We start from the raw sequence: 21,705 nt of genomic DNA, 5'->3' as shown, positions 1-21,705 counted from the left end.
ACTCATTTATCAACAAACCTGGAGAAATTCCATGCAACTTGAAGAAATTAAAGAAGAAATTAAAAACATATTTGCCGACAGACTGAATATGGACCTTTCCAGCGTGACCGCCGGCGACGATGACGGTTTATTTGATGACGGATGGGGTATCGATTCGATTGACGTTATCGATATTGTACTCGGCGTCGAAAAAAAGTTCGGCGTCAAATTAGGGCAGGATGAGGAAATCCAAGGCCACTTCCGCAGCTTGAATACCCTTGCCGCTTATGTAAAGTCATTGACCGAAACTGCAAAGGCATGATGGGTTGTCCGATCAACATTCCCGGTACTTGAAAGAATCAGGAGACCGCCATGAAACGAATAGTGATTACCGGTGTGGGCATTGTCAGCCCGTGCGGTAACAATGCAGAACAATTTGAAGCTTCGCTACGTCTGGGGCGCAGCGGCATTAAAGTCAATGAATGGTATGACACCGAGGGGTTTGTATCTAAAGAGATAGGCAAGATCGTCGGCTTTGAGATACCCAATGGATTGAGCGAACGTGAACGCAGGCATTGTTCGCAAGTCGACTTTTACGCCCTTTCCGCAGCACAAGAGGCTCTGGCTTCTGCTGAGCTGAAAGTTACGGCCGGGAATTGCACCACGATGGGAATTGTCTTGGGCAGCGGTGGTGCCGTGGCGGATACTGAAACCTATGTCCGCAACATGCTGCTGAAGCAAAATGCCAATCCTTCAAAATTACTGGCATCTAATCCCGATAAGGCCGGCAATACAGTGGCTGCGCACTTCGATCTGCATGGCCCCCGCAGCAGCATCATGACGGCCTGCTCTTCGGGTGCGACTGCGATCGGTTACGCGGCCGATTTTATCAAGGAAGGTTATGCCGAGATCATGCTTGCCGGCGGCGTTGAAAGCACATCGTATGTTACGTTAAGCGGTTTTAACGCTTTAGGTGCCATGTGTGCCGGAAAAAACCGTCCTTTCGATCGCAACCGTGACGGTATCGTGCTGGGTGAAGCCGGAGCAATATTGGTTCTCGAATCTTTGGAGCACGCCCTACGGCGCGGAGCTCCGATTATCGCCGAATTTGTGGCTTACGGTTTAAGTTCCGATGCGCATCATATTACCGCGCCGCACCCTGAAGGCGAGGGCATGGTAAGAGCGATGCAGCAGGCGTTGAAGTTGGGCAAAATAGGTGTTGAACAAATCTGCTATATCAATGCTCACGGTACTGGAACTCTTTTAAACGACAAATCCGAAAGCGCTGCAATAAGAAATGTGTTCGGCGCTCATGCCGATGCGTTGTGCGTCAGTACCATAAAACCTATGACCGGCCATACGCTGTCCGCTGCCGGCGCAGTGGAAGCCTTGGCCACCGTACTTAGCCTGAATGGACAATTTGTACCGCCGACGCTGAATTACCAAACCCCTGATCCCGATTGTAATCTTGACTGTGTACCCAATTTTGCCCGCAATCTGGAAATGGACTACGCCATGTCCAATTCGCTGGCTTTCGGTGGCAATAATACCTCTTTAATATTCAAACATTACCAGGACTGAATGATGAACTCTACACCACGAGTCGTGTTGGTTACCGGCGCATCCAGAGGCATAGGCAGGGCCATCGCAAAACAGTTTGGACTGGGCGGCGATAAAGTAGCCGTCAACTATTGCAATAGTGCCGACAAGTCGGAAGCACTTTGCCGGGAAATTCAGTCCGAAAACGGCGAAGCACGCGCCTACGCAGCCAATGTTGCCAATGCCGGTGAAGTTGAAGCGATGATCGATGCAATCGAAAACGAGCTGGGACCTATCGATGTATTGATCAACAATGCCGGCATTCTCAAAGACAATTATCTGGTCATGATGTCGGAAAAAGCTTGGGACGACGTGATCGATATCAACCTTAAAGGCACTTTTTTATGCTGCCGCAGCGTTGCCAAAAAAATGATGACCCGCCGCCACGGAAAAATTATCAATATGGTGTCGATCAGCGGCCTTATCGGTACACCCGGACAGGCTAATTACGCTGCATCCAAAGGTGGCGTCATCGCAATTACGCGCTCCATGGCTAAAGAACTGGGCCGTTACGGCATTACCGTCAACGCTGTGGCACCAGGATTTATCGAAACCGAAATGCTGGCGGGCATGAACCAGAAACAGCTGAACGCCCATTTGCAGGCGATACCGTTGGGCCGAGTGGGTACAACCGATGAGGTCGCAAAAATAACCTCGTTTATCGCTTCGCCAAGCAACAGCTACATGACCGGACAAGTCATTGTCATTGATGGAGGCTTAAGTGTGTGAACTTGCATCGGTTTTCCGCCTGAATAAACCATCTCGCTGGACTTTGCATGCCGGCGCCACGCTGATCATAGACGGCGATCGGCGTATTTTGGTGGATTCCGGCTATTTCGAAACGGCAGCCGAACTCGATTCCGTTTTACAAAAAACGGTCCGCCTGACTCGCGAAGACCTGACCGACGTGTATTACACCCATCTTCATTACGATCATTACCGGCCATTGATTCTGGGCAACCCTGACCTGCGGTTTCATATGCCGCAAGTTGAATTTCAATTCATCGGCGAATTAATGCAATTCCGTCGTGATGAAAAGCGTTTCAGCGCATTTCTGCAAGAGACGCATGAGCTGATCGCACCGGTATTTTTACGGCAGTTTTTAAGTTTTGCCAACGATCCCCGTTACGAGTTGGACGTAATCGCCGACAAAAACGAAATTCACTTATGCCAACCGTCGGAGCAATTGACGGCTCATGTGAAAACGGTTGACCTGTCCGGGCACTGTCCGGGCCAGTTGGGACTGGAAATTGAAACCGGACATGGCACCGGAATTGTCGCCGGTGATGCGGTCATTTGCATCAACGATTTCCTGGCCCAAGACACCCATCATCATCTGATTGTTCACAACCGTGAAAAACTGCTGTCTTCACGACAAAGAGTGGCACAAGCCGATTTTGTGATACCCGGACATGGCGACTGGTTTGATCCTAGTAACAACTCACTTGTCACTTTCCAGGAGAAAATTTTATGACTGAAGCAATTGTAGTAAGCGGCATCGGCATCATCAGCCCGTTAGGTTCAAACTGCAGCAGCGCTGTTCAGGCGTTACAGACCCGGAAAACCGGCATTGAAAAAATCCACGACTTCGAATCCGGGCAATTTCACGGCTCAGTAAAGGATTTTAACGTTGAGGACTATATCAACCCGCGTGAAGCCCGCAAAATGGATCCCATCAGTTGCTATACCATCGCGGCCGGCAATCAGGCATTGGAACAGGCCGGACTGACCATAGAGGATCGAAAAGACTGCGGTTTGCTGGTAGGTACTGGTTTTTCCGGTCTTAAAAGCGTGGTCGAGCATCAGAAAAAATTTCTGCGCGACGGCATTACAACTTTGAGTCCGTTCCATTTTCCGAACACCGTTTACAACGCCAGCGCGGGTCTTGCCGCGATAAAACTAGGTATTGCCGGACCCAATTCGACGGTTACCGGCGTCGACGTCAGCGGCGAACAAGCCATACAGTATGCGGTGATGATGCTGCACCAAGGCATGGCTGAACGGGTGCTGGTCATCGGAGTTGATGAACTGAGCACCGCGCTGATCAAAGGCTTTAGCGATATGCGATTACTGGATCAAAACGCAGATGCGCCGGCCTGTCCGTTTTCCCGCTCGCGTTCCGGTTTTAACTTGAGTGAAGGTTGCGCCGCGTTATTACTGGAAACCGAAGCATCGGCACGTTCGCGTTCGGCCAAATCGTTGGCGAAGATTGAAGGTATTGGCTTATGCGCTGCGGCATCCGACAGCTATGAATTCGACCGCTCAGGCCACTATGCCCGTACCGCGATTGAACAGGCATTACAGCGGGCAGAGCAGCCGTTGTCTGCTATTGACTGGATTTCCAGCGCAGCAAACGGCAGTAAGGCTTTGGATGCCGCAGATATGAATTTATGGCCGGCGCTGCTGGCGGATTCATCGGCCAAAATTACTGCACTTAAAGCCTTTACCGGAGAATTTGCAGGATCAGGCGTATTGCGACTGGCGTTAGGAATTGCTTCGATGCTGCAGGGATTTATCCCGGCGATGGCCCCGGACAAGGATTATGATGAAAACATTGCTCCCTATTTGAATTTTGACGTGTCTGCAGCACCAGCCCAACGCTTTTTGCATCAAGGCTCCGGCATTGGCGGCAGTCAGGTTGCGATGATCGTCAATTGTCGGCCGGCAGCTTAAGGATAACAAGATGAAAATCGACCACACCGCCATTCAAGCAATTCTGCCGCATCGTGACCCTATCCTGTTGCTGGATACCATAGAAATTACAAACCCCGGCATCAGCGGCAAAAGCATTTTGAAGTTTTCGCAGAGTCTTGCTTTATGGGACACATTGACTGCGGCTGCGCTTAAAGATGAACTGATTCTGGAAGGAGCCGCCCAGCTGTTAGGGGTGGTATTGTCCAGCAGTAATTCGCCCGACCGCAAGCCGGATGAAGGCGGCGAACGCTTGCTGCTCAGCTTCGATCAGGTCGACTTTGATGACCCGGCCGATTCAGACCTGCCTGTTACGGTTTCAGTTACTGTCGTGTCTCGCTTCGGCAGTTTGAGCGCAGGAAACTTCAAGGCAGAACAACAGCAACGCAAACTCGCTAGCGGCAAAATTGTGGTCTTGGGAGGATAACAATGAAAATCTTCAATAAAAATTACTTTATCAGTCCGGATCAACCTGTGTTGCACGGCCATTTTCCCGGCCGTCCGATATTGCCGGGCGTCATGCTGCTCAATTTCGTAAAGGATACGCTATCGCAGGAACCGGGCCGCCGCTGCCGAATTAAAAATATTGTCCGGCATAAATTTATCCGGCCGGTTTTGCCAGAGTTCAGCGTTCGTGTCGAATGCCAATTAAAACAAACGGATGTCGAGTGCCGGATTTTCGATCAGGATGGCAATCTGGTCGCGAGCGGACAGTACACCGTTGAGTTTTTGCCGTTATGAATCGCAGACAAGCATTACAAACGATGATGGCTTTAGGCGCACTGGGCCTGAGCTCTTGTGCCGGCATCAATTTTCGCGTTGATCCCGACGGTAAAATCAGCGCGGTTGATCTGCCTGCCGAATTTGATGAAATCGATCATTTCCAAATAACGCACACGCTCCGCGACGGCCGGCAATTTTCTGTCCCGGCTCCTTCGCTAAACAAGGATGTGGTCATTGTCGGAGGTGGCATTTCCGGTTTGACGACCTTGAAAAATTTAGCCGGCTACGATGCTCTGCTGGTGGAAAAAGAAAACGACATCGGTGGAAACTCAAGACGCAGAAAAGCCAACGGCATTCACTATCCGTTGGGCGCTATAGTCAACCAAGGATCGATTGCGCCGTTTACCGATTTCTTTACCGATCTTGACATCCCTTTTGAACCGCTTGAAGGGGATCATCTGTCCTATCACATAAATGGCTGCTCCGTTGCGAACCCACTGCAGGAGGGTTCGCAGCGTTTACCGGTAACAGATGAAGAGCGTATATCGTTTCGACAGCTCGGACTTGATCTGGCGGCATTGTCTGATCCAGTCAACGGCATCTTTTTTCCCCGCACTGAAAACAAACCGGGCATCAAGGAACTGGATCGTTTGACCTTCGGGCAGTATCTGGCACAGCAAAACTATACCTCCGCGGCACGGCATTTCATGAAGTTGATATTAAGCTCGCGACTGGGCGAAAACGGAGACAAGGTATCGGCCTGGGCTGCGTTGTACATTCTTTCCACACTGCGGCAGCCTGCTTTTACGCTGCCCGGCGGACACGGTGTAATTGCCGAGAAATTACACGCTCGTTGTCTTGATAAAAATGCGAATGCAATATTGACCGGCTTTACCGTGATCAATATTGAAAATAAAAGCAACGGCAAAGTCTGGGTTACCGGTGTTCATAAAGATGAATCACTGCAAACGATAGCCGCCGATTGTGTCGTCGTGGCGGCGCCAAAAATGTATGCCAAATACGCGGTGCGGGGACTGGCCGAAGGCCGACCCAAGCTCTATGACCGCTTCAATTACAATGCCTATTTAGTCGCTCAGGTCGAACTAACCCGGCCAGTCGCACAGGCTTTTGAAACAGTCAGCGCTTCTCATTTCAGCCGCTTTATCATTGCAGCGGACTGGTTAAAAAATAATCGCAGCCCGAAAGACAAAAGCCATTTGACGGTTTATGTTCCCTATCCCGGAAAGCCCGGCCGCATTTCACTCTACAGTGAAACTGCCGGCAGCCTTGCCAAGATGATTATTGGCGATCTGCACGAAATCATGCCGCAAAGTCGGGGGGCGGTCCAATCGATATATTTACATCGATGGGGCCATCCCATGGTTTCTTGTGCGCCCGGCATGGATCAACTTTGTGCCGCCGCCAAACAGCCATTCGGCCGTGTCGTCTTTGCTCACAGTGATTCGTTCGGCATTTCCGGATTGTATTCGGCCGTCTGGTCCGGCATGGAAGCCGGCATAGACGCGCAACTGATAATGGAGGAGCAGGCTGTTTAATTTTTCTTTATTCAATTACTTACTGACTGACTAAAAAGGCATCACAATGAAAACAAAAATGGCAACACTCTATCTTTTGTTATTTTCCTCAACGTCTGCATTTGCAATTGCGGTACAGGATCTACGTGGCGAAGAAGCTCAAACGGCATTGCATCAATTCGAAGCGAAAATAAAGGAAAATCCTAATGATTTCGAAGCATTAAAATCCGCCGGCATTATTTTGCATCAATTAAGCCGAACTCATGCCGACAAGCAACAGATCAGCACATCTGAAAATTACCTGAAATCAGCCAAAGCTTTACAGGAAAATGATCCGGAAACCAGCGCCTGGCTGGGAAGCGTAACAACCATGAAAGCGCTGTTTGAATCCGACCCCGGTAAAAAGACGTTTTTTGTAAAACTGGGAACGCGCCTTTTGGACAAGGCCGTGCAAACTGCTCCGGACAATACCGTGGTTCGCTTAACCCGAGCCTACAACAGCCTGGAACTGCCGGCATTTTTGATGCGCACCAAATTTGCCGTTGAGGATTTCAAGCATTATCTGAAACAGTGCGAATCACAAGGTTGCCCACAGGAATACATTGCCGATGCAAACGCCAAATTGGCGGAAGCGGAAAAAATTCTTGTTGATAATTTCTAGCCCCATTCACCGACATGGAAACGATAACTGAGCAACATCCTGCAGACAACACTGCCCCAAGGCGTGCCCTCCCACACCTGCCGCTATCGGGACGCCGGGTTTTGATTTCCGGCGCCAGCGGCAACATAGGCAGTGTATTGGCTGAACGCTTGGCAATAGAAGGCGCTTCGGTTGCGCTGCATTACCAGAACAATGCCGAAGCGGTAAACAGGCTGCTTGAGCTTGTTAACACCGCCAGCACCGGTCAGGTTCGTGCTGTTGCGGTACGTGGAAAACTGGATGATTATTACGAAGCCGAAAGGGTTTTTGCAGAAGCGGAATCAGAGCTGGGCGGAATAGACGTTCTGATCAATTGCGTTGGGATGTCACGCGATAATTCGCTGTTGATGCTGACCGAAGAGGATGTCGCCGCTGTCATTCAGGGCAATCTGGCCCCGGTTGTCTATTTATCGCAATTCATGACCCAGCAGCAGTCTATTGAACACGGGCGCATCATCAACATTACCTCGATTACCGGTTTGGTCGGCCAACCCATGCGTTCATTATATGGCGCAGCCAAAGGCGCCGTCATCGCTTATACCAAAAGTGTTGCAAGACAGATTGCGAATAAAGGCTGGACAGCCAACTGTATTGCGCCACAAGTTGTACAAGGTGGTCTGGCCAGTCACATGAAGTCGCATGCACAAACGCTCATATCCAGTGTTACGCCGATAAAAAAAACCTGCACACCGGATGATTTAACGGGGCTGGCTGCTTTTTTGGCGGCGCCGGAATCCGGCTTCGTAACAGGCACCGTCTTAAACGTTACAGGAGGTTTGATAACATGGTAGTCAATCCGCACATATTGCTCGTTGGAGAAATCGGCTATCTGGAGCCATTGTTGCTTTTGTTATCCAACGCAGGTGCCAAAATCCTGAATAGCGATGAAATCCTTCTTCAAGAGGATGGCAAAACACCGCTTTTGCCGGCAATGACGAACCTCATAGAGTGTGCATATAACTCCATGGGCCATATCGATACCTTGCTGTTTTGCGACCGGGTACGTACCGACGAAACAGAATGTCCCGATGCCGGTGAGATAGTGCGACAAACACTGGACTCCGTAAGCCGTTTACTCGTTTCGGTCCGCTGCTTGGCGCTCAAGATGATTGAAAGCGAATCACCGGGGCAGATCATCATTGTCTGCGATACCTCGGCCGTAGCAGGAAGACACAACTGTTTGATCAGTTCGACGGTAGGCGGTGCATTGATAGGTATGAGCAAAAGCTTGGCCAAGGAATTGGGCCGCTACCGTATCGCCGTCAACATCATCTGCTTGGGTGTAATGGAAGAAATTGATCCTCAAAACGAATATACCCCTGCCGAAGCCATGATGTTAAAAGTCAGCGGTTTAGGCAAAATAGGAAGCCTGAAACACCTGGCGAATAACATCATGCATTTGGCCGGCAATGAACATTGGCTGAACGGCCAGATACTGCATATTAACGATGGTTTGGTTATGTAGTCCGCCTTAAATCAGCTAACCCACATGCATTTTCGATGACAATTAATTCGACCTCAAAAAACTATGAGCTTTATACAAGTTAATAATCTAACTAAACACTACCGGCTGGGCGACAACACGGTGCATGCACTGAGAGGCGTATCTCTCAACGTTAAAAAAGGCGAACGGCTATTTTTGGGGGGACCTTCCGGCAGCGGCAAGTCAACCTTATTGCACATCATTGGCTGCCTGGATAAATATGACAACGGCAACGTCACGATCGGAGGCAAAGATATCACGTTAACCAACGACCGGGAAATGTCCGATTTCCGGGCACGTAATATCGGTTTTGTCTTTCAAAATTTTAATTTGATGCCGGTCTTGAATGTATTTGAAAACGTGCAGTATCCGCTGCTGCTGAACCGTTCCATTCCCTACGGTCAGCGCCGCAAACAAGTGCAGACGATCCTTGAGGCAGTCGGTCTCATTGCTCATGCCGGCCATTTTCCGAATGAGTTGTCGGGTGGTCAACGTCAGCGTGTTGCCATTGCCCGTGCGCTGGTGCATGAACCACAGCTGCTGATTGCAGATGAACCCACTGCAAACCTGGATTCAACCACCGGCACTGCGATTATGGAACTGATGCTTAATCTCTCACTCAGTCATGGCTCTACCGTGATTATCTGCACGCATAATCCGGAACTGCTGGCAGGTGCGGAACGCTGCATCATGCTACGTGACGGACTGGTCACAAACGATTCGACTACACAAACTAAGCGAGGGAATGTTTATGCTTGTATTTAAAATAGCTTGGCGCAATATTCTGCGTTACAAACGCCGTTCACTATTTGCAATGATGACGATACTCGTGGGCGTTGCCGGTATTGTTCTGTTCGGGGGCTTTGTTGAAGCCAACTATATCGGTTTACGCGAGTCGATTATTCGCAGCCAGTATGGCCATCTGCAAATCCATCAAAAAGGCTACGAACTCAATTACCGCAGGGAACCGAACCCATACCGCATGACGCCGGATCTGACCCGTCAGGCGCAAGCTTTATTAGAATCTATTCCGAACGTGCTGATCACATCCCGCCGACTGGAGTTTACGGGTTTGCTGGGCAACCAACAAAACAGCCGCGCAGCCATTGTTCGCGGGGTAGACCCGGACAGTGAGGCGTTGATCAACTCGGCGCTGACGATAACCGACGGAACTGATTTGGACTCGGCCAAACCGGAAGGCGTATTGTTGGGCGAAGGCTTGGCTCAAGGCATAGATGCCAAGGTAGGCGATACGCTGACGTTGCTGGGAACTACCGTGAACGGCGTGATGAATGCCGTCGACGTTGAGGTCGTCGGCATTTTTCAGAGTTTCGCCAAAGAATACGATGATGCGGCGATGATGATGGTGCTCGAAAATGCGCAAAACCTGTTGAATACTCAGTCTATCGACACCCTCGTAGTGCTGCTGGACGATACCTTGGCGCTACCGGAAGCCGTCGCGTCTATTGTTGACAAAACGCAGCAGCAACAACTGGATATTGAATGGATTGAATGGTTCAAAATGGCCAGTTTTTACCAAAAAGTCGTCGATCTCTATAGCGGTTTTTTCCTTTTTATCAATCTGGTCATTTACATTGTTGTTCTATTCGGCGTCAGCAACACCATGATCGTCACGGTGATGGAACGCACATCCGAAATAGGCACACTGCGCGCCATGGGCATGCGCAGAGGCGGAATAATCAGACAATTCTTGGCGGAGGGACTGATGCTCGCGTTGCTTGGGGCGTTGCTGGGCGTAGCATCAGGCATCGCCATCACCTGGCTGATCAACAGCCTTGAAATCATGATGCCGCCGCCGCCCGGTTCATCTAAAGGCTACCCCTTGCATCTGCAGTACGTAGAGGAAATCTGGTTCAGTACGGTGTTTGTGGTTGGCGTTATTGCCTTTTTTGCGACCTTTATTCCGGCGCTGCAAGCATCCCGAAAAGCCATTGTGGATGCCTTGCGGCACGTGTGACGTAAACACTTATTCAGGAGATTACAATGTTTTTAAGACTTCAATTATTACTTGCACTTATAGTGGCTCAACCCTTAATAACCACTCCGGTATCGGCAGAGGGAGCAAATTCCCCCAAACCGGACGCCACAGAATTACTGGCTAAAGCCGATGGATATAGAAATTTTAAAGGACAGTCCTTTACTTTCGATCTGAAGCTGAACAGCATCGAGCCGGGCAAAGACGATCAAATTTTTACTCTCAAGGTGGAAATTTTAAACCCGCATACCTCGCTGGTCATCTACAACGAACCGGTGAGTGAACGCGGCAAAGCCCTGCTTATGGCTGAAAAAAATTTATGGTTTCATTCTCCGTCAAGCCATAAACCGATACGGATCACACCGCAACAAAGATTATTGGGCGAAGCGGCTAACGGCGACGTTGCCAGCACCGATTTTTCAGGGGATTACGATCCTGAATACTTAGGCGCAGAAACTGTAGACGCTATACCTTGCCATGTGCTGGAATTAAAAGCTAAAGCTGACAGTTTGGCCACTTACGATAAATTGAAATTATGGCTGCGTGCTGACGATTTCAAACCGTATAAAGCGGATTTTTTTGCCGCCTCCGGCAAACTGCTGAAAACTGCTTACTACAAGCGTTATGAAAAACAGCCTGGCCAGGGCAACAAAGAGCAATTGACCAGCATTCAGATTATCAATCCGCTGGCCGAGGGTAAACAAACTTTGATGGAATATTCCAATTTTAAAGTGGTCGAATTGCCTGCTTCCCGCTTCAGCGCTAATGCTTTGAAACGTTTGTAGTAAAGCCTTTTTATTACGCTCAGGCAATGAAAGCTTATTCACAATTTATTCCATTGCTGCTTTTAAGCATGACCTCTCCCGCCTTATCGGCATTTCAGGTGGGAGAACTCGATGTTCGAGGGCAATCGGAGTTGTCCTGGCAATACACGCCGGGGCGATCCGATACGGTATTCAATCCCGGCGGCGGGATTGTTGACAATCCCGAAAACACCGGATTTTTGGGTCTGCGCCTGACGCCTAAATTCAATTACAGCCAGGTCACGCTGCGCGGCGATTATTGGCTGCAAAGCCAGGTGACCGGAGACGAAACAGAGGAAAAGTTTTTTATTCAAGGCAGCGCTTTTGACTGGAATGTCACTGACAGTATCGTCGTCAGCGGCGGCATCGATATTCAGCATTGGGGCCCCGGTTATATCTGGAACCCCAGCAATCCCTTTCAGGACCGGGAAATCAATTTTGAAGACAGGGCGATTGCCTACAAACGCCACGGCAACCTCTTTGCGTCCGCAGACTGGACAGGCGATAACAACTGGGCCGCCACTGCTTATTTTGTCCGTCATAAACCACGGGAAAAGCTATATGGAACTCAAGGGACATATCAAAACGCGTTTGCGCTGAAACTTAACAAGCAATTCGACAACAGCGATGCCAGTCTGACTTATGCTCGGCTGGATGATATGAATTTTATTGGCAGTTCTTATTCCATCACTGTCGGCAGCCAGCTTGAGCTGCATGGAGAATTCAGTCTACGAGATAAGCGCCGTACCGTTTTGCCCCAGCGTATCACGGTAAACAGTCGAGACAGTTTTTTTATATTTCAAGAGGACTCACAGACGGAGTGGCGTCCGCAATTTCTAATCGGCAGCCAGTACACTACCGACAGTCAAATCAATTTAATCTTTGAATACTTTTACAACGGCGAAGCTTATAGCGAAGACGAATATGAAAGCCTAGTACAAGACGCGGACCAGTCCGCCGCACTGCTCAACAGCCAGTTCGCAGCCCCGGCTGCTGGCTTTCTGGGCGGATCAAACAGCTTGCTGGGCTCGATGAAGCGGCATTATTTATTCGCCCGTGTCGCTGACAGTCGTTTAATCGGCGACGTGGAAGCCAAAGCATTTGTGCGCTACGGCATTCAGGATTCCAGCGTCATAGCGGGCGGCTTGTTATCTTATCCTATTACAGACGGACTTGACTTGATGCTGGGCGGGCAATATTACGGCGACATTTCAGGCTCTGAGACCGCCGATATTCCGTTCCGGTTTGTACTTTATTCAGGCTTAACTCTACTTTTTTAATCCAGGAGAATCTTCATGCGCTTTACACCTTGGACGGCACTATTCGGCATCACTTTGTTAACCGGCTGCAGCCAGGAATTTCCTCAAGAACCTTGGTCCAAGAGTGACATGGAATATCTCCAATCATTAGAAGGCGAACAAGATTTCGATAGCCGTTTGGAAATCGCCAGGCAGAATTTTACCCATAATTATATTGACGAAGCCAATGCCTTATTATCAGAACTGGTCACGGAAAATCCGGACGATATGGAAACAAAAGCCTGGTATGCTGCCAACAACTGCAAAATTGCGGGTCGGAAAGGGCCTTGGCTGATGGGTTTAGACAAACTGTCCGGTGTTTGGGCATGCTTAACCGATATTCAAAGAGCCTCGGAAACAGCGCCTGACAATTTTACAGTGCAACTGATTCAAATAAATACCTATGCCGAAGTGGATATGTTCGGTTCTCGTGACAAAGCCACTGGATCATTGGAAAAATTGCTTGCAAAAATAGAAAAGCAATCGGATTTATATGCACCGTCGGCTCAGGTGGCTGCCTATGAAACAGCTGTCAGGCTGGAAGCGCTTAAGAGCACCGATCCTCAGCAATCACGCATTTATTTAAAAAGAATCATCCAACTTAATGCCGACCCTCAAAGCGTGGACCGGGCAAATAAAACACTCGCCAAACTGTCGAAAAAATGAAAATCGGCAATTGTCCACTTGACCGTGGCTTGACTGAGCTCCATTGCCTCCGATAAACACCTCACTATTGGGCTATCCGGTGCAATTTTACAAGTCAATCAAGCGAAACTGACAACCGTCACTGTCGCAGCTCCCCGAAAAAAATCACCTATCAAAAAAACCGGGTCTTAAATTTGATAAAATCTTAGTCTTTCAATGAGCTGCAATACTTCATGAAAAACATTGAGGCTTTTTTACTCCTGATCTTTTTCGCTGGCTCTAAGGATTCAAATCTGGACATTGTAGTAGTGTCGATCATCAATTGGGCGAAGGATGCCGACGGAAAGCAACAATTAGTTGCTGCCATGTGGGGGTGTCTAGCTGCGATAGCTCGTGGTCATAAGATGCAATTTAGGGGTATCACTCGCTAATAAAATGACAGGCACAAAACAAAGCAAGCCCAAAACGCCAACCCTTAACTATTCGATTGAAGCGCGTGCTTACGCTATTGTGGGCGTGGCCGCCCATGATTTTTGGGTTTTACGCGATGAAAGGAACACGGTGTTAGGTCAATTGCATGGGCTGGCAACGAATCTTAAAAACGAAATTCTGCCTATCGGAAGGTTTGGCGATCAATTGAAGTTCTATCACTTTGGACCACGGGCTATCTTATTCGGCTTAAATCCGGATGATGATTTGAATTTCATCAAGGCTCATCAAAAAGCCATGTCGGTTTTTGCAGGAAACGCTGATGATGTTTTAAGCCGATGGGATAATGCAGTCAGGGCTATTCCTTATCTGAATAGCCTTGACGTAGCGTATACGCCTTTTGGAATAGTGGGTTTAGTCTCGGTCAACAGCAACACTGCTTTTACGCTATTAGGCCGACTCATGGACCTGGCCGTGCAGCCCTTTCCGGGCTACTGGCAGCCGGGATGGCGAAACGTCAATAAAATTCTGACCGCTGCGGAACTGGCGTCGATGCGATATCATCCGCGAGATGCCATGCCTGTTGTCTAATGCGCACTGTTGACGTATAAGCCATTTAACTATCGACCGCTTATTGTGGCAAGCCACCCCGTTTCATTGAGAATATCGCTATGCAAGCACTTGTATTAAACAACGGTTTATCGTACCGGCAGGATGTCCCCAAGCCTGTAGCCGGTGTCAATGAAGCATTAATCAGCCTGAAACTCGCCGGTATTTGTGCCACTGATCTGGAGTTGGTAAAAGGATATGCCGGTTTCTCCGGCATCATCGGTCATGAATTTGTGGGGGTTGTGGACGCGGTGAATCACCCCGAACATCGCCACTGGCTTAACCGCCGCGTGGTGGGTTCGATCAATATCGGCTGTCAACACTGTTATAATTGTCTGCACGAGGGGCCTGAGCATTGCCAACGTCGAACTGTGTTGGGCATCCGCGGCAAAGACGGTGTTTTCGCCGACTACTTTACGCTACCGGTCAGTCAACTTTATATCGTGCCTGATGAGGTTTCGGATCAAGCGGCTGTGTTTACCGAGCCCTTGGCCGCCGCCCTTAGGGTGGTAAAGCAACTGGAACCTTTGACCGTTACGACAGTGGCAGTAGTCGGTCCGGGACGATTGGGCCTGCTGATTGCCAAGGTGTTAGCTTTGGCGGGTTATGATATTGAAGTACTGGGGCGTTCGGAAGCGTCCCTGGCATTACCGAGACAGTGGCAGCTCAAGACGGCCTTAATCGAGGAGGTGGCGGATCATCAGTTTGCTTGTGTGATCGATGCCAGCGGCCAGGCCAGCGGTTTCAGGCAATCGTTGCGAATCCTCAAGCCGCGAGGCACCTTGGTCCTTAAGAGTACGTTTTCGTCAACAGAACCCCTCGACTTAAGCAAAATAGTGATTTATGAATTAACTGTTCTCGGTTCTCGCTGCGGGCCTTTTGCCGACGCTTTGGCCCTGCTCCAACAGCAAACTGTCCCGGTTGAAACACTGATTGACGGGTATTATCATTTAAATGAAGGCTTAACCGCGTTAACTCATGCCGCCCAAGCCGGCGTTAGAAAAATACTGTTGCAGGGCTAACCCCTTGATCCGCTGGGTCAGTCCCTCTGGGTGACCAATAACTCAACAGAAAACCCGCGCAGTCGCCATGAAAGCCGGGCTACTGACTCGAAATTTCGTTTAAATAATCAATTGCCCCAGTGTGTCGGCTACGCGGATCGTCGCCCGGGTGCCGGAATTGAACGCGACATAATCGGCTTCAATGCCATCGGAAAAGATCACACCATTTTCCGGCATGTGCGATTCTAAGGTCAGTGGCGTCTCGGGCGTTACTGCCCCAAACACCTGACTGGTGCCCGTGGTTCGGCTTGGAAACGGTTCGCGAACGGTGAACTGAAGACGCTGTTCATGCCAGGCAAAACTGCCGCTCAGGAAGTGAGACGGGGTGCCGCAAACACCTTGGGCCCCGGCCTGCAGGGATTGAAACCAGCCGGTCGAACCAAAGCCAGTGGAGATGATGACACCCGATGACGATTGGCTTTCCTGCTGTCCGTTCCAGGTTAACGTATAGCGGGCGGACGAAGGTCAACAAAATCAGAGCCTAATAGAACGCCGCAAGCATTCAGCATGTCATATGACAAACTCCCTTTCCAATTTAATAGCTTTTCCTACTTCAGTGTTAATGGCCAATTAAACTGAGGTATCGATAAGCGATCGGGATTCGGGTCGGTGAGGAGGGCGATTAAGGTTCGACAGATCACGCACATGACCAGGACGGCCAACAGTTCTAGTTTTATGCCGTTTTCGCTGAGGCTGTGAAAAGTTTCGATGAGGAGATGCATTTTTTCATGGCGATATTAATCTTCGATACACCAGCGACGTACAAGCCATAGGCCGTCTATAAACAAATATAGAAAACCTATGGCTATGGGCAATAGCAAAAAGGACGGCTTTATTTAACCTGTTTTTTTATGACAACCTTGTCATCAATAATTAATTCGGAAATTCCTCCGAGAGTCAAATGCAGCGTGCAGGAGGCGTTTTTGAATTTTTCGGTTTCACCTTTATACATTAGAGTGATGAAAGTGGATTTATCGGATTTTGTCTCGGAAGGAAAATAGACCTGCTCTCCGGTCTCTTTCAATACCGCAGCCGGACATTTCTGGCCAGCCATAGTCTGCATCGAGCTGTACGAAAGCATCATCGATGATGCTTCCATTTCTTCCGGGGTCTTCTCCTTACTGGTGCCCACAATCAGAAAACCAATAATGATGACCCCCAAGACGGCTCCGATTATTTTTTGTGTTTCAGACATAAAATGTCCTCATAAAGTTTGATTAAGAATGAAGTTAAAACATAACTTTCTTTGCCAAGTTCAAACCTGGCAGAAAATTCTATGTTATTACGGTTGACTCAGCAATGCCGCCAGACAATAAACCTATAAATTATCCGGATTAATCAAAATTCAACACCCTGCTCCGCTTTAATCCCTTTAGAAAAAGCATGCTTGACCGGCATCATTTCAGTAACGGTATCGGCAATGTCTATGACTTCAGGGGGTGCATTACGCCCAGTTAACACCAGATGCAGCCATTTGGGTTTATCGTTGGCGATAAAATCGGCAATTTCCTGTCCGGAAATCCAGTTATAACCGCAGCAATAATTGATCTCATCCAGCAAAACAAAATCAAACTCTTCGGAAAGAATTTTCTGCTTACTGAATTCCCAAATCTCCCGGCTGGTTTTAATATCCTGCTCGGGATTTTTGGTATCCCAGGTAAACCCATCCCCAAGCGCATGCCACTCGATATTATCAAACCGCTCGGCCGCTCTCTGTTCGCCGGTTTGCCATTGGCCTTTGATAAACTGAATGACACAGACTTTCATGCCCCATCCTGCTGCACGAAACACCATGCCTAATGCGCTTGAGGATTTACCCTTGCCTTCACCGGTATTGACCAGAACAATGCCATGTCGTCTTTCTTTTACTTTCATAAATTCTCCTTGAATAATACGGTGTATTGTAATCTCCGAAAGCGTCATCGATTAAATCATTTCATACCCTTTCAATTGGTGAAGATCACGAATTTTTTGTTTTGATTCCAGCAGTGTTACCCCTCAATAAAGAAATGTTTTTTAGATACCCTGCTCTTGTTAAAATGGCACTCTTCAAAAACACATTTATTGAGATCCATGGACGTCATAAAACGCATCGCAGAAGAATTAGCTGTTTCTTTCCATCAGGTTAATGCCGCCGTTTCACTGTTGGATGAGGGCTCCACTGTCCCTTTCATCGCCAGGTATCGTAAAGAAGCAACGGGAGGACTGGATGATACCCAATTAAGAAATCTGGAAGAGCGGCTTATTTATCTGCGTGAGTTAAATGATCGTCGAGCCACCATTCTGGACAGTATTGGCATCCAAGGCAAACTCACTCCCGATTTGGAACAAGCCCTCCTGAATGCGGACACTAAAACACTTTTGGAAGATTTATACTTACCGTTCAAACCCAAAAGGCGCACAAAAGCGCAAATTGCCCGCGAAGCGGGACTGGAACCTCTTGCAGACGCGCTTCTGGAAAATCGCAACCTGATCCCCGATGAAGCGGCGCTCGATTATCTCAATACCGAGATGGGTATCAACGACAGTGCTAACGCATTGGAAGGTGCGAGACAAATAATCATGGAACGCATTTCAGAAGACGCCGCGTTGCTGTCAGAACTCAGGGAACGTGTCTGGCAAAAAGGCGTCATGCATGCCACGCTCGTTCCTAATAAAGAGCAGGAAGCTGCAAAATTCAAAGACTATTTCGATTACCAGGAAGCCATCGACAAAATCCCCTCTCATCGTGCACTCGCTCTTTTCCGGGGACGCAATGAAGATTTGCTAAATCTCTCGCTCAAACCGGGCACCGATGAAAAAGAAGAGCATCAACGCTGTGAACAATGGGTTGCAAGACATCTGAATATCACGGACATCAGTAAACCTGCCGAGGCCTGGCTGGCCGAAACCGCGCGTTATGCCTGGAAAATCAAGCTTTACACGCGGATTGATCTGGACTTGAAACTCAGACTAAGGGAAGCCGCCGAACTAGAGGCAATACGCGTATTTGCCAACAACTTGCGTGATTTATTACTGGCTGCGCCGGCCGGCCCAAAAGCAACGATGGGATTGGACCCCGGCATACGAACCGGGGTAAAAGTCGCGATTGTCGACCCTACCGGTAAAGTCCTGGCAACTGATACCATTTACCCCCACCAGCCAAAGAATCAATGGGATGAATCGATAGCCAAGCTGGCGCGACACATCAAATACTATCAAGTCGATCTGGTCAGCATCGGTAACGGCACGGCATCTCGCGAAACAGACCAACTGGTTGCTGATGTGATGAAGCGGCATCCCGAGCTTACATTCAGCAAATTAACAGTATCAGAAGCAGGCGCATCCGTTTATTCGGCATCTGAACTGGCCGCTAAAGAATTCCCCGATCTGGACGTATCGCTCAGAGGAGCCGTGTCAATCGCCAGACGTCTTCAAGATCCTCTGGCTGAACTGGTTAAAATTGATCCCAAGTCGATTGGTGTGGGCCAGTATCAGCATGACGTCAATCAGGCGCAATTGGCTAGAATGCTGGATACTGTTGTTGAGGACTGCGTCAATGCGGTAGGCGTTGATGTCAACACGGCCTCGGTCGCTTTGTTGAAACAGGTCTCTGGTTTATCTGCCGGAGTCAGTGAAAATATCGTCGCTTTTCGCGATCAAAATGGGCCTTTCAAAAATCGCGCACAACTTAAAAAAGTACCTCGTTTGGGAGAAAAGGCTTTTGAACAGGCGGCTGGATTTTTGCGCATCATGAATGGCACCAATCCTCTGGATGCATCTGCCGTCCATCCGGAGGCTTATCCGGTTGTTGAAGCGATTATCGGAAAAACCGGAAAATCCATCCGTGATCTGCTGGGCCAAAGCAGTTTTTTAAGAACGCTGGAACCCGCAAATTTTACCAATGAAAAATTCGGCCTGCCTACCGTTACCGATATTATTAAAGAGCTTGAAAAGCCGGGCCGTGACCCGCGCCCTGAATTCAAGAGCGTCAAATATAAAGAAGGCGTTGAAAAAATTACCGATTTAAAACCGGGCATGATCCTGGAAGGTGTTGTCACCAATGTCGCCAATTTCGGAGCGTTTGTCGACATCGGCGTCCACCAGGACGGCCTGGTCCACATATCCCATCTGGCCGATGAATTTGTCAAAGACCCGCGTACCGTTGTAAAAACAGGTGATATGGTATCGGTCAAAGTACTGGAAGTTGATGTCAGCAGGCAAAGAATCGCTTTGACGATGAGAAAAGATTCACTAATAGAAGCGGTTAAGTCAACGCCTCAACCTCAACACAATCACAAAGCCAAACAGTCATCCGAAAAACCGCTTCAGGGCACCATGGCTAATGCTTTTGCCAAGGCGCTGAAAAAATAAAACGTCGATGCTCTGCTATACTCTCCCTAAATTAATCTGACCGGCAGGATTTGACATGACAAAATATCGACGCGTTATTGTGGGACTCTCAACCCTTGGGTTCTGCTCTTTATTAAATTCCTCAGTACTCGCTGATACGTCTTTCCGCCCGGGCGGCAGCTATGGTGAAAAAATCGGTCATAAAGCACTCTCTGGCTTTACCAATATAGTGTCCAGCCCCCTTGAAATTCCGAAAAACGTTATTAACACGACCAATCAAAGCAATATTTTCTATGGCTTGGTCGGTGGAACATTCAAGGGAATTGTAAACATGGGAGGCCGAATCGGCGTAGGAGTTGCCGACTTAATTACATTTCCACTCCCAACCCAGCCTATTGCTCAACCGGTTTATATCTGGGACGATTTCGACGCGGATACCACCTACGGTGAAACTTATAGACTGGACGAGTCAGAACAGGTGAGAAAATCCAAACCTGCCGCAATTGCCGAAAAGGTTTATGCACCGGCGCCTGTGCCATCACCACCGGTTCAATATAACGAACCTTACCTGAATAATGATAATACTCAAAAACTGGATGTGATTTTCCAAGACAAGATGATGAAATAACCGTTTTTATTGACTTTTAATACCGCTAAAAAGCAAGCTTTGTAAAAAATATTAGTGGTTAAAGTGCTGATGTATTGATCTAACACGCACTGTAACTGATTTTAAATCGTGATCTTTTGGAATTTAAGTCTAGAGTGGGCGGGGTGTATCAAAACAAACTGTCAAACCTGCGTCCATGCCGGTATGACAATTAAGAGGAATAAAGTCTGTTAGCTTGATATGCTAATCACTTATAAATCAAATAGGTTCAGGTAAAACAGCTTTAAAAGTCCAAGTCGAAATCCTCAATATCGCCAAATTCCTCTTTAAGTCTCCGTTTCTCCCAATACAATTCAATTTTTCTGCGCGCGTCCACTTTGTCATAATTTGATCCTGCTTTTGCCTGGATTGAGTCCTCTGATTCGTCTGATTCGTCGACCGCGATAACAACAGCATCTTCGTCGTCATAATCCATATCTTCGGACAATACATCTGACGTAGAACCGGCCATAATTTTGCCTCCGTAATTAAAAAATGCTTTTTATCGCGATAATTTTACAAAGTAAAGCGTTTTTTATTGATCAACGCTTAATTTCTCTGGATCGAAAACACTTCTTCTTCTGGATTCAACTGCCCGTTATCTCTTAGTTTATTCTGAGACTATAGCCCATGATCTTGACCCTGGAGATAGCAAATGATGCTGTAACCTGTAATTGATTCAAATTAACTTGAAAATTTGCTCATAAACAGCGATTATCAAGACCGTGTTTTAATGACCCAGAACCATCATCCAACCTATGCGGAGGAAATTTTTAATGCTCATCCGTCGAATTTTTCGGCCTACCCTGCTTAATCGCTTCTTTCTTTTTCCCGTTTATTCACTGGTTGTCTCTTGCACAGGCACACCACCCCCTTACGAAGAAATTACCCGCAGTTCTTATGTGATAGAAGAAGCCCAGGAAGATGGGGCCCAAATCCATGCCCCTCTGGAGTTGAGACAAGCTCATCAAACCCTTGAAAAAGCACAACAGGCACTAAAAGATGAGCGTTATGAAGAAGCCAGAAATTTAGCATCCGTCGCAGAGATTGAAGCGGAATTAGCCAAATCCAAGACAGAGGCCATTAAAAACAAGCAAGCGGCCGAAGATATTCAGGAGAGCATCCTGGTATTAAAACAAGAGTCTCTGCGATATCAATCTATTAAACAATAATCAG

Annotated in this window: 26 protein-coding genes; 23 read left to right on the top strand and 3 right to left on the bottom strand. The window is 48.3% G+C overall.

Annotation, left to right across the window (positions count from 1 at the left end):
* The first annotated feature begins 31 nt into the window (after window positions 1–31).
* The 20 genes from GO003_RS13810 (at window position 32) to GO003_RS26185 (ending at window position 15,962) form a co-directional block, all read left to right on the top strand.
* Window positions 32–301 (top strand): acyl carrier protein, encoded by a 270-nt coding sequence (locus tag GO003_RS13810; RefSeq protein WP_159652708.1) that lies wholly within the window; start codon window positions 32–34, stop codon window positions 299–301.
* Window positions 302–351: 50 nt separating this feature from the next.
* A complete protein-coding gene (locus tag GO003_RS13805) occupies window positions 352–1,560 on the top strand; it encodes a beta-ketoacyl-[acyl-carrier-protein] synthase family protein (RefSeq protein WP_159652706.1) in 1,209 nt (402 codons plus the stop codon).
* Window positions 1,561–2,307: a 3-oxoacyl-[acyl-carrier-protein] reductase gene (fabG, locus tag GO003_RS13800; RefSeq protein WP_159652704.1), complete on the top strand. Its 747-nt coding sequence runs from the start codon at window positions 1,561–1,563 to the stop codon at window positions 2,305–2,307.
* Entirely contained in the window at window positions 2,300–3,052 is a 753-nt protein-coding gene (locus GO003_RS13795; protein WP_159652702.1) for an MBL fold metallo-hydrolase, read from the top strand. The genes fabG and GO003_RS13795 overlap by 8 nt, the downstream gene beginning before the upstream one ends.
* A complete protein-coding gene (locus tag GO003_RS13790) occupies window positions 3,049–4,251 on the top strand; it encodes a beta-ketoacyl-[acyl-carrier-protein] synthase family protein (protein WP_159652700.1) in 1,203 nt (400 codons plus the stop codon). Before GO003_RS13795 ends, GO003_RS13790 begins: the two co-directional genes overlap by 4 nt.
* A gap of 10 nt (window positions 4,252–4,261) precedes the next feature.
* Window positions 4,262–4,696 carry a hotdog family protein gene (locus tag GO003_RS13785; protein ID WP_159652698.1) on the top strand — a complete coding sequence of 145 codons (435 nt, stop codon included), beginning with the start codon at window positions 4,262–4,264 and terminating at the stop codon, window positions 4,694–4,696.
* 2 nt (window positions 4,697–4,698) lie between these two features.
* On the top strand, window positions 4,699–5,010 hold the full coding sequence (locus GO003_RS13780; protein ID WP_159652696.1) for a hypothetical protein: 312 nt from the start codon (window positions 4,699–4,701) through the stop codon (window positions 5,008–5,010).
* Complete coding sequence (locus GO003_RS13775; protein ID WP_159652694.1) at window positions 5,007–6,548, top strand: FAD-dependent oxidoreductase; 1,542 nt, start codon at window positions 5,007–5,009, stop codon at window positions 6,546–6,548. Before GO003_RS13780 ends, GO003_RS13775 begins: the two co-directional genes overlap by 4 nt.
* A 58-nt stretch (window positions 6,549–6,606) precedes the next feature.
* Window positions 6,607–7,188 carry a tetratricopeptide repeat protein gene (locus GO003_RS13770; RefSeq protein WP_159652692.1) on the top strand — a complete coding sequence of 194 codons (582 nt, stop codon included), beginning with the start codon at window positions 6,607–6,609 and terminating at the stop codon, window positions 7,186–7,188.
* A 14-nt stretch (window positions 7,189–7,202) separates the two neighbouring features.
* Complete coding sequence (locus tag GO003_RS13765) at window positions 7,203–8,018, top strand: SDR family NAD(P)-dependent oxidoreductase (protein WP_159652690.1); 816 nt, start codon at window positions 7,203–7,205, stop codon at window positions 8,016–8,018.
* The gene (locus tag GO003_RS13760; RefSeq protein WP_159652688.1) at window positions 8,012–8,692 is read left to right on the top strand and encodes an SDR family oxidoreductase; all 681 of its coding nucleotides are present in this window, start codon (window positions 8,012–8,014) and stop codon (window positions 8,690–8,692) included. The genes GO003_RS13765 and GO003_RS13760 overlap by 7 nt, the downstream gene beginning before the upstream one ends.
* Window positions 8,693–8,755: 63 nt before the next feature.
* On the top strand, window positions 8,756–9,475 hold the full coding sequence (locus GO003_RS13755) for an ABC transporter ATP-binding protein (protein ID WP_159652686.1): 720 nt from the start codon (window positions 8,756–8,758) through the stop codon (window positions 9,473–9,475).
* Window positions 9,462–10,688, top strand: a complete 1,227-nt coding sequence (locus GO003_RS13750) for an ABC transporter permease (RefSeq protein ID WP_159652684.1) — start codon at window positions 9,462–9,464, stop codon at window positions 10,686–10,688. The genes GO003_RS13755 and GO003_RS13750 overlap by 14 nt, the downstream gene beginning before the upstream one ends.
* Window positions 10,689–10,714: 26 nt before the next feature.
* Window positions 10,715–11,491 carry an outer membrane lipoprotein-sorting protein gene (locus tag GO003_RS13745; protein ID WP_159652682.1) on the top strand — a complete coding sequence of 259 codons (777 nt, stop codon included), beginning with the start codon at window positions 10,715–10,717 and terminating at the stop codon, window positions 11,489–11,491.
* A gap of 26 nt (window positions 11,492–11,517) precedes the next feature.
* The gene (locus tag GO003_RS13740; protein WP_159652680.1) at window positions 11,518–12,789 is read left to right on the top strand and encodes a hypothetical protein; all 1,272 of its coding nucleotides are present in this window, start codon (window positions 11,518–11,520) and stop codon (window positions 12,787–12,789) included.
* A 15-nt stretch (window positions 12,790–12,804) separates the two neighbouring features.
* Window positions 12,805–13,473 (top strand): hypothetical protein, encoded by a 669-nt coding sequence (locus GO003_RS13735; protein ID WP_159652678.1) that lies wholly within the window; start codon window positions 12,805–12,807, stop codon window positions 13,471–13,473.
* A 212-nt stretch (window positions 13,474–13,685) separates the two neighbouring features.
* Window positions 13,686–13,883, top strand: coding sequence for a hypothetical protein (locus GO003_RS13730; protein ID WP_159652675.1), 198 nt, complete (start codon window positions 13,686–13,688; stop codon window positions 13,881–13,883).
* Between the two features lie 4 nt (window positions 13,884–13,887).
* Complete coding sequence (locus GO003_RS13725) at window positions 13,888–14,472, top strand: hypothetical protein (protein ID WP_159652673.1); 585 nt, start codon at window positions 13,888–13,890, stop codon at window positions 14,470–14,472.
* Between the two features lie 80 nt (window positions 14,473–14,552).
* Window positions 14,553–15,512, top strand: coding sequence for an alcohol dehydrogenase catalytic domain-containing protein (locus GO003_RS13720; protein WP_159652671.1), 960 nt, complete (start codon window positions 14,553–14,555; stop codon window positions 15,510–15,512).
* 327 nt (window positions 15,513–15,839) lie between these two features.
* A complete protein-coding gene (locus GO003_RS26185; RefSeq protein WP_269144394.1) occupies window positions 15,840–15,962 on the top strand; it encodes a hypothetical protein in 123 nt (40 codons plus the stop codon).
* 421 nt (window positions 15,963–16,383) lie between these two features.
* On the opposite strand, the gene GO003_RS13715 is transcribed toward GO003_RS26185, so the two are convergent.
* The gene (locus GO003_RS13715; RefSeq protein WP_159652669.1) at window positions 16,384–16,746 is read right to left on the bottom strand and encodes a hypothetical protein; all 363 of its coding nucleotides are present in this window, start codon (window positions 16,744–16,746) and stop codon (window positions 16,384–16,386) included.
* A gap of 143 nt (window positions 16,747–16,889) precedes the next feature.
* The gene (cobO, locus tag GO003_RS13710; protein ID WP_159652667.1) at window positions 16,890–17,426 is read right to left on the bottom strand and encodes a cob(I)yrinic acid a,c-diamide adenosyltransferase; all 537 of its coding nucleotides are present in this window, start codon (window positions 17,424–17,426) and stop codon (window positions 16,890–16,892) included.
* 198 nt (window positions 17,427–17,624) lie between these two features.
* On the opposite strand from cobO, the gene GO003_RS13705 reads away from it, so the two are divergent.
* Window positions 17,625–19,904 carry a Tex family protein gene (locus GO003_RS13705; protein ID WP_159652665.1) on the top strand — a complete coding sequence of 760 codons (2,280 nt, stop codon included), beginning with the start codon at window positions 17,625–17,627 and terminating at the stop codon, window positions 19,902–19,904.
* Window positions 19,905–19,959: 55 nt separating this feature from the next.
* Window positions 19,960–20,511: an exosortase system-associated protein, TIGR04073 family gene (locus GO003_RS13700; RefSeq protein WP_159652663.1), complete on the top strand. Its 552-nt coding sequence runs from the start codon at window positions 19,960–19,962 to the stop codon at window positions 20,509–20,511.
* Window positions 20,512–20,773: 262 nt separating this feature from the next.
* On the opposite strand, the gene GO003_RS13695 is transcribed toward GO003_RS13700, so the two are convergent.
* Entirely contained in the window at window positions 20,774–21,001 is a 228-nt protein-coding gene (locus GO003_RS13695) for a PA3496 family putative envelope integrity protein (RefSeq protein ID WP_159652661.1), read from the bottom strand.
* A gap of 304 nt (window positions 21,002–21,305) precedes the next feature.
* Here GO003_RS13695 and GO003_RS13690 point away from each other — a divergent pair, with 304 nt between their 5' ends.
* Complete coding sequence (locus tag GO003_RS13690) at window positions 21,306–21,701, top strand: DUF4398 domain-containing protein (protein ID WP_159652659.1); 396 nt, start codon at window positions 21,306–21,308, stop codon at window positions 21,699–21,701.
* Window positions 21,702–21,705: the final 4 nt, after the last annotated feature.

It is taken from the genome of Methylicorpusculum oleiharenae, from assembly GCF_009828925.2.
Classification (GTDB): domain Bacteria; phylum Pseudomonadota; class Gammaproteobacteria; order Methylococcales; family Methylomonadaceae; genus Methylicorpusculum; species Methylicorpusculum oleiharenae.
The sequence above is the reverse complement of the archived record's forward strand: the minus strand, read 5'-3'. Positions and strand labels throughout refer to the sequence as shown.

Bases quoted from the DNA above. Each gene is read 5' to 3' on its own strand.
- GO003_RS13755 (WP_159652686.1), top strand. From the start codon at position 8,756: ATGAGCTTTATACAAGTTAATAATCTAACTAAACACTACCGGCTGGGC.
- GO003_RS13775 (WP_159652694.1), top strand. From the start codon at position 5,007: ATGAATCGCAGACAAGCATTACAAACGATGATGGCTTTAGGCGCACTG.
- GO003_RS13690 (WP_159652659.1), top strand. From the start codon at position 21,306: ATGCTCATCCGTCGAATTTTTCGGCCTACCCTGCTTAATCGCTTCTTT.
- GO003_RS13735 (WP_159652678.1), top strand. From the start codon at position 12,805: ATGCGCTTTACACCTTGGACGGCACTATTCGGCATCACTTTGTTAACC.
- GO003_RS13695 (WP_159652661.1), bottom strand. From the start codon at position 21,001: ATGGCCGGTTCTACGTCAGATGTATTGTCCGAAGATATGGATTATGAC.
- GO003_RS13765 (WP_159652690.1), top strand. From the start codon at position 7,203: ATGGAAACGATAACTGAGCAACATCCTGCAGACAACACTGCCCCAAGG.
- GO003_RS13810 (WP_159652708.1), top strand. From the start codon at position 32: ATGCAACTTGAAGAAATTAAAGAAGAAATTAAAAACATATTTGCCGAC.
- cobO (WP_159652667.1), bottom strand. From the start codon at position 17,426: ATGAAAGTAAAAGAAAGACGACATGGCATTGTTCTGGTCAATACCGGT.
- GO003_RS26185 (WP_269144394.1), top strand. From the start codon at position 15,840: ATGCCAGGCAAAACTGCCGCTCAGGAAGTGAGACGGGGTGCCGCAAAC.
- GO003_RS13750 (WP_159652684.1), top strand. From the start codon at position 9,462: ATGCTTGTATTTAAAATAGCTTGGCGCAATATTCTGCGTTACAAACGC.
- GO003_RS13720 (WP_159652671.1), top strand. From the start codon at position 14,553: ATGCAAGCACTTGTATTAAACAACGGTTTATCGTACCGGCAGGATGTC.
- fabG (WP_159652704.1), top strand. From the start codon at position 1,561: ATGATGAACTCTACACCACGAGTCGTGTTGGTTACCGGCGCATCCAGA.
- GO003_RS13730 (WP_159652675.1), top strand. From the start codon at position 13,686: ATGAAAAACATTGAGGCTTTTTTACTCCTGATCTTTTTCGCTGGCTCT.
- GO003_RS13780 (WP_159652696.1), top strand. From the start codon at position 4,699: ATGAAAATCTTCAATAAAAATTACTTTATCAGTCCGGATCAACCTGTG.
- GO003_RS13725 (WP_159652673.1), top strand. From the start codon at position 13,888: ATGACAGGCACAAAACAAAGCAAGCCCAAAACGCCAACCCTTAACTAT.
- GO003_RS13790 (WP_159652700.1), top strand. From the start codon at position 3,049: ATGACTGAAGCAATTGTAGTAAGCGGCATCGGCATCATCAGCCCGTTA.
- GO003_RS13745 (WP_159652682.1), top strand. From the start codon at position 10,715: ATGTTTTTAAGACTTCAATTATTACTTGCACTTATAGTGGCTCAACCC.
- GO003_RS13760 (WP_159652688.1), top strand. From the start codon at position 8,012: ATGGTAGTCAATCCGCACATATTGCTCGTTGGAGAAATCGGCTATCTG.
- GO003_RS13700 (WP_159652663.1), top strand. From the start codon at position 19,960: ATGACAAAATATCGACGCGTTATTGTGGGACTCTCAACCCTTGGGTTC.
- GO003_RS13785 (WP_159652698.1), top strand. From the start codon at position 4,262: ATGAAAATCGACCACACCGCCATTCAAGCAATTCTGCCGCATCGTGAC.
- GO003_RS13715 (WP_159652669.1), bottom strand. From the start codon at position 16,746: ATGTCTGAAACACAAAAAATAATCGGAGCCGTCTTGGGGGTCATCATT.
- GO003_RS13740 (WP_159652680.1), top strand. From the start codon at position 11,518: ATGAAAGCTTATTCACAATTTATTCCATTGCTGCTTTTAAGCATGACC.
- GO003_RS13770 (WP_159652692.1), top strand. From the start codon at position 6,607: ATGGCAACACTCTATCTTTTGTTATTTTCCTCAACGTCTGCATTTGCA.
- GO003_RS13705 (WP_159652665.1), top strand. From the start codon at position 17,625: ATGGACGTCATAAAACGCATCGCAGAAGAATTAGCTGTTTCTTTCCAT.
- GO003_RS13805 (WP_159652706.1), top strand. From the start codon at position 352: ATGAAACGAATAGTGATTACCGGTGTGGGCATTGTCAGCCCGTGCGGT.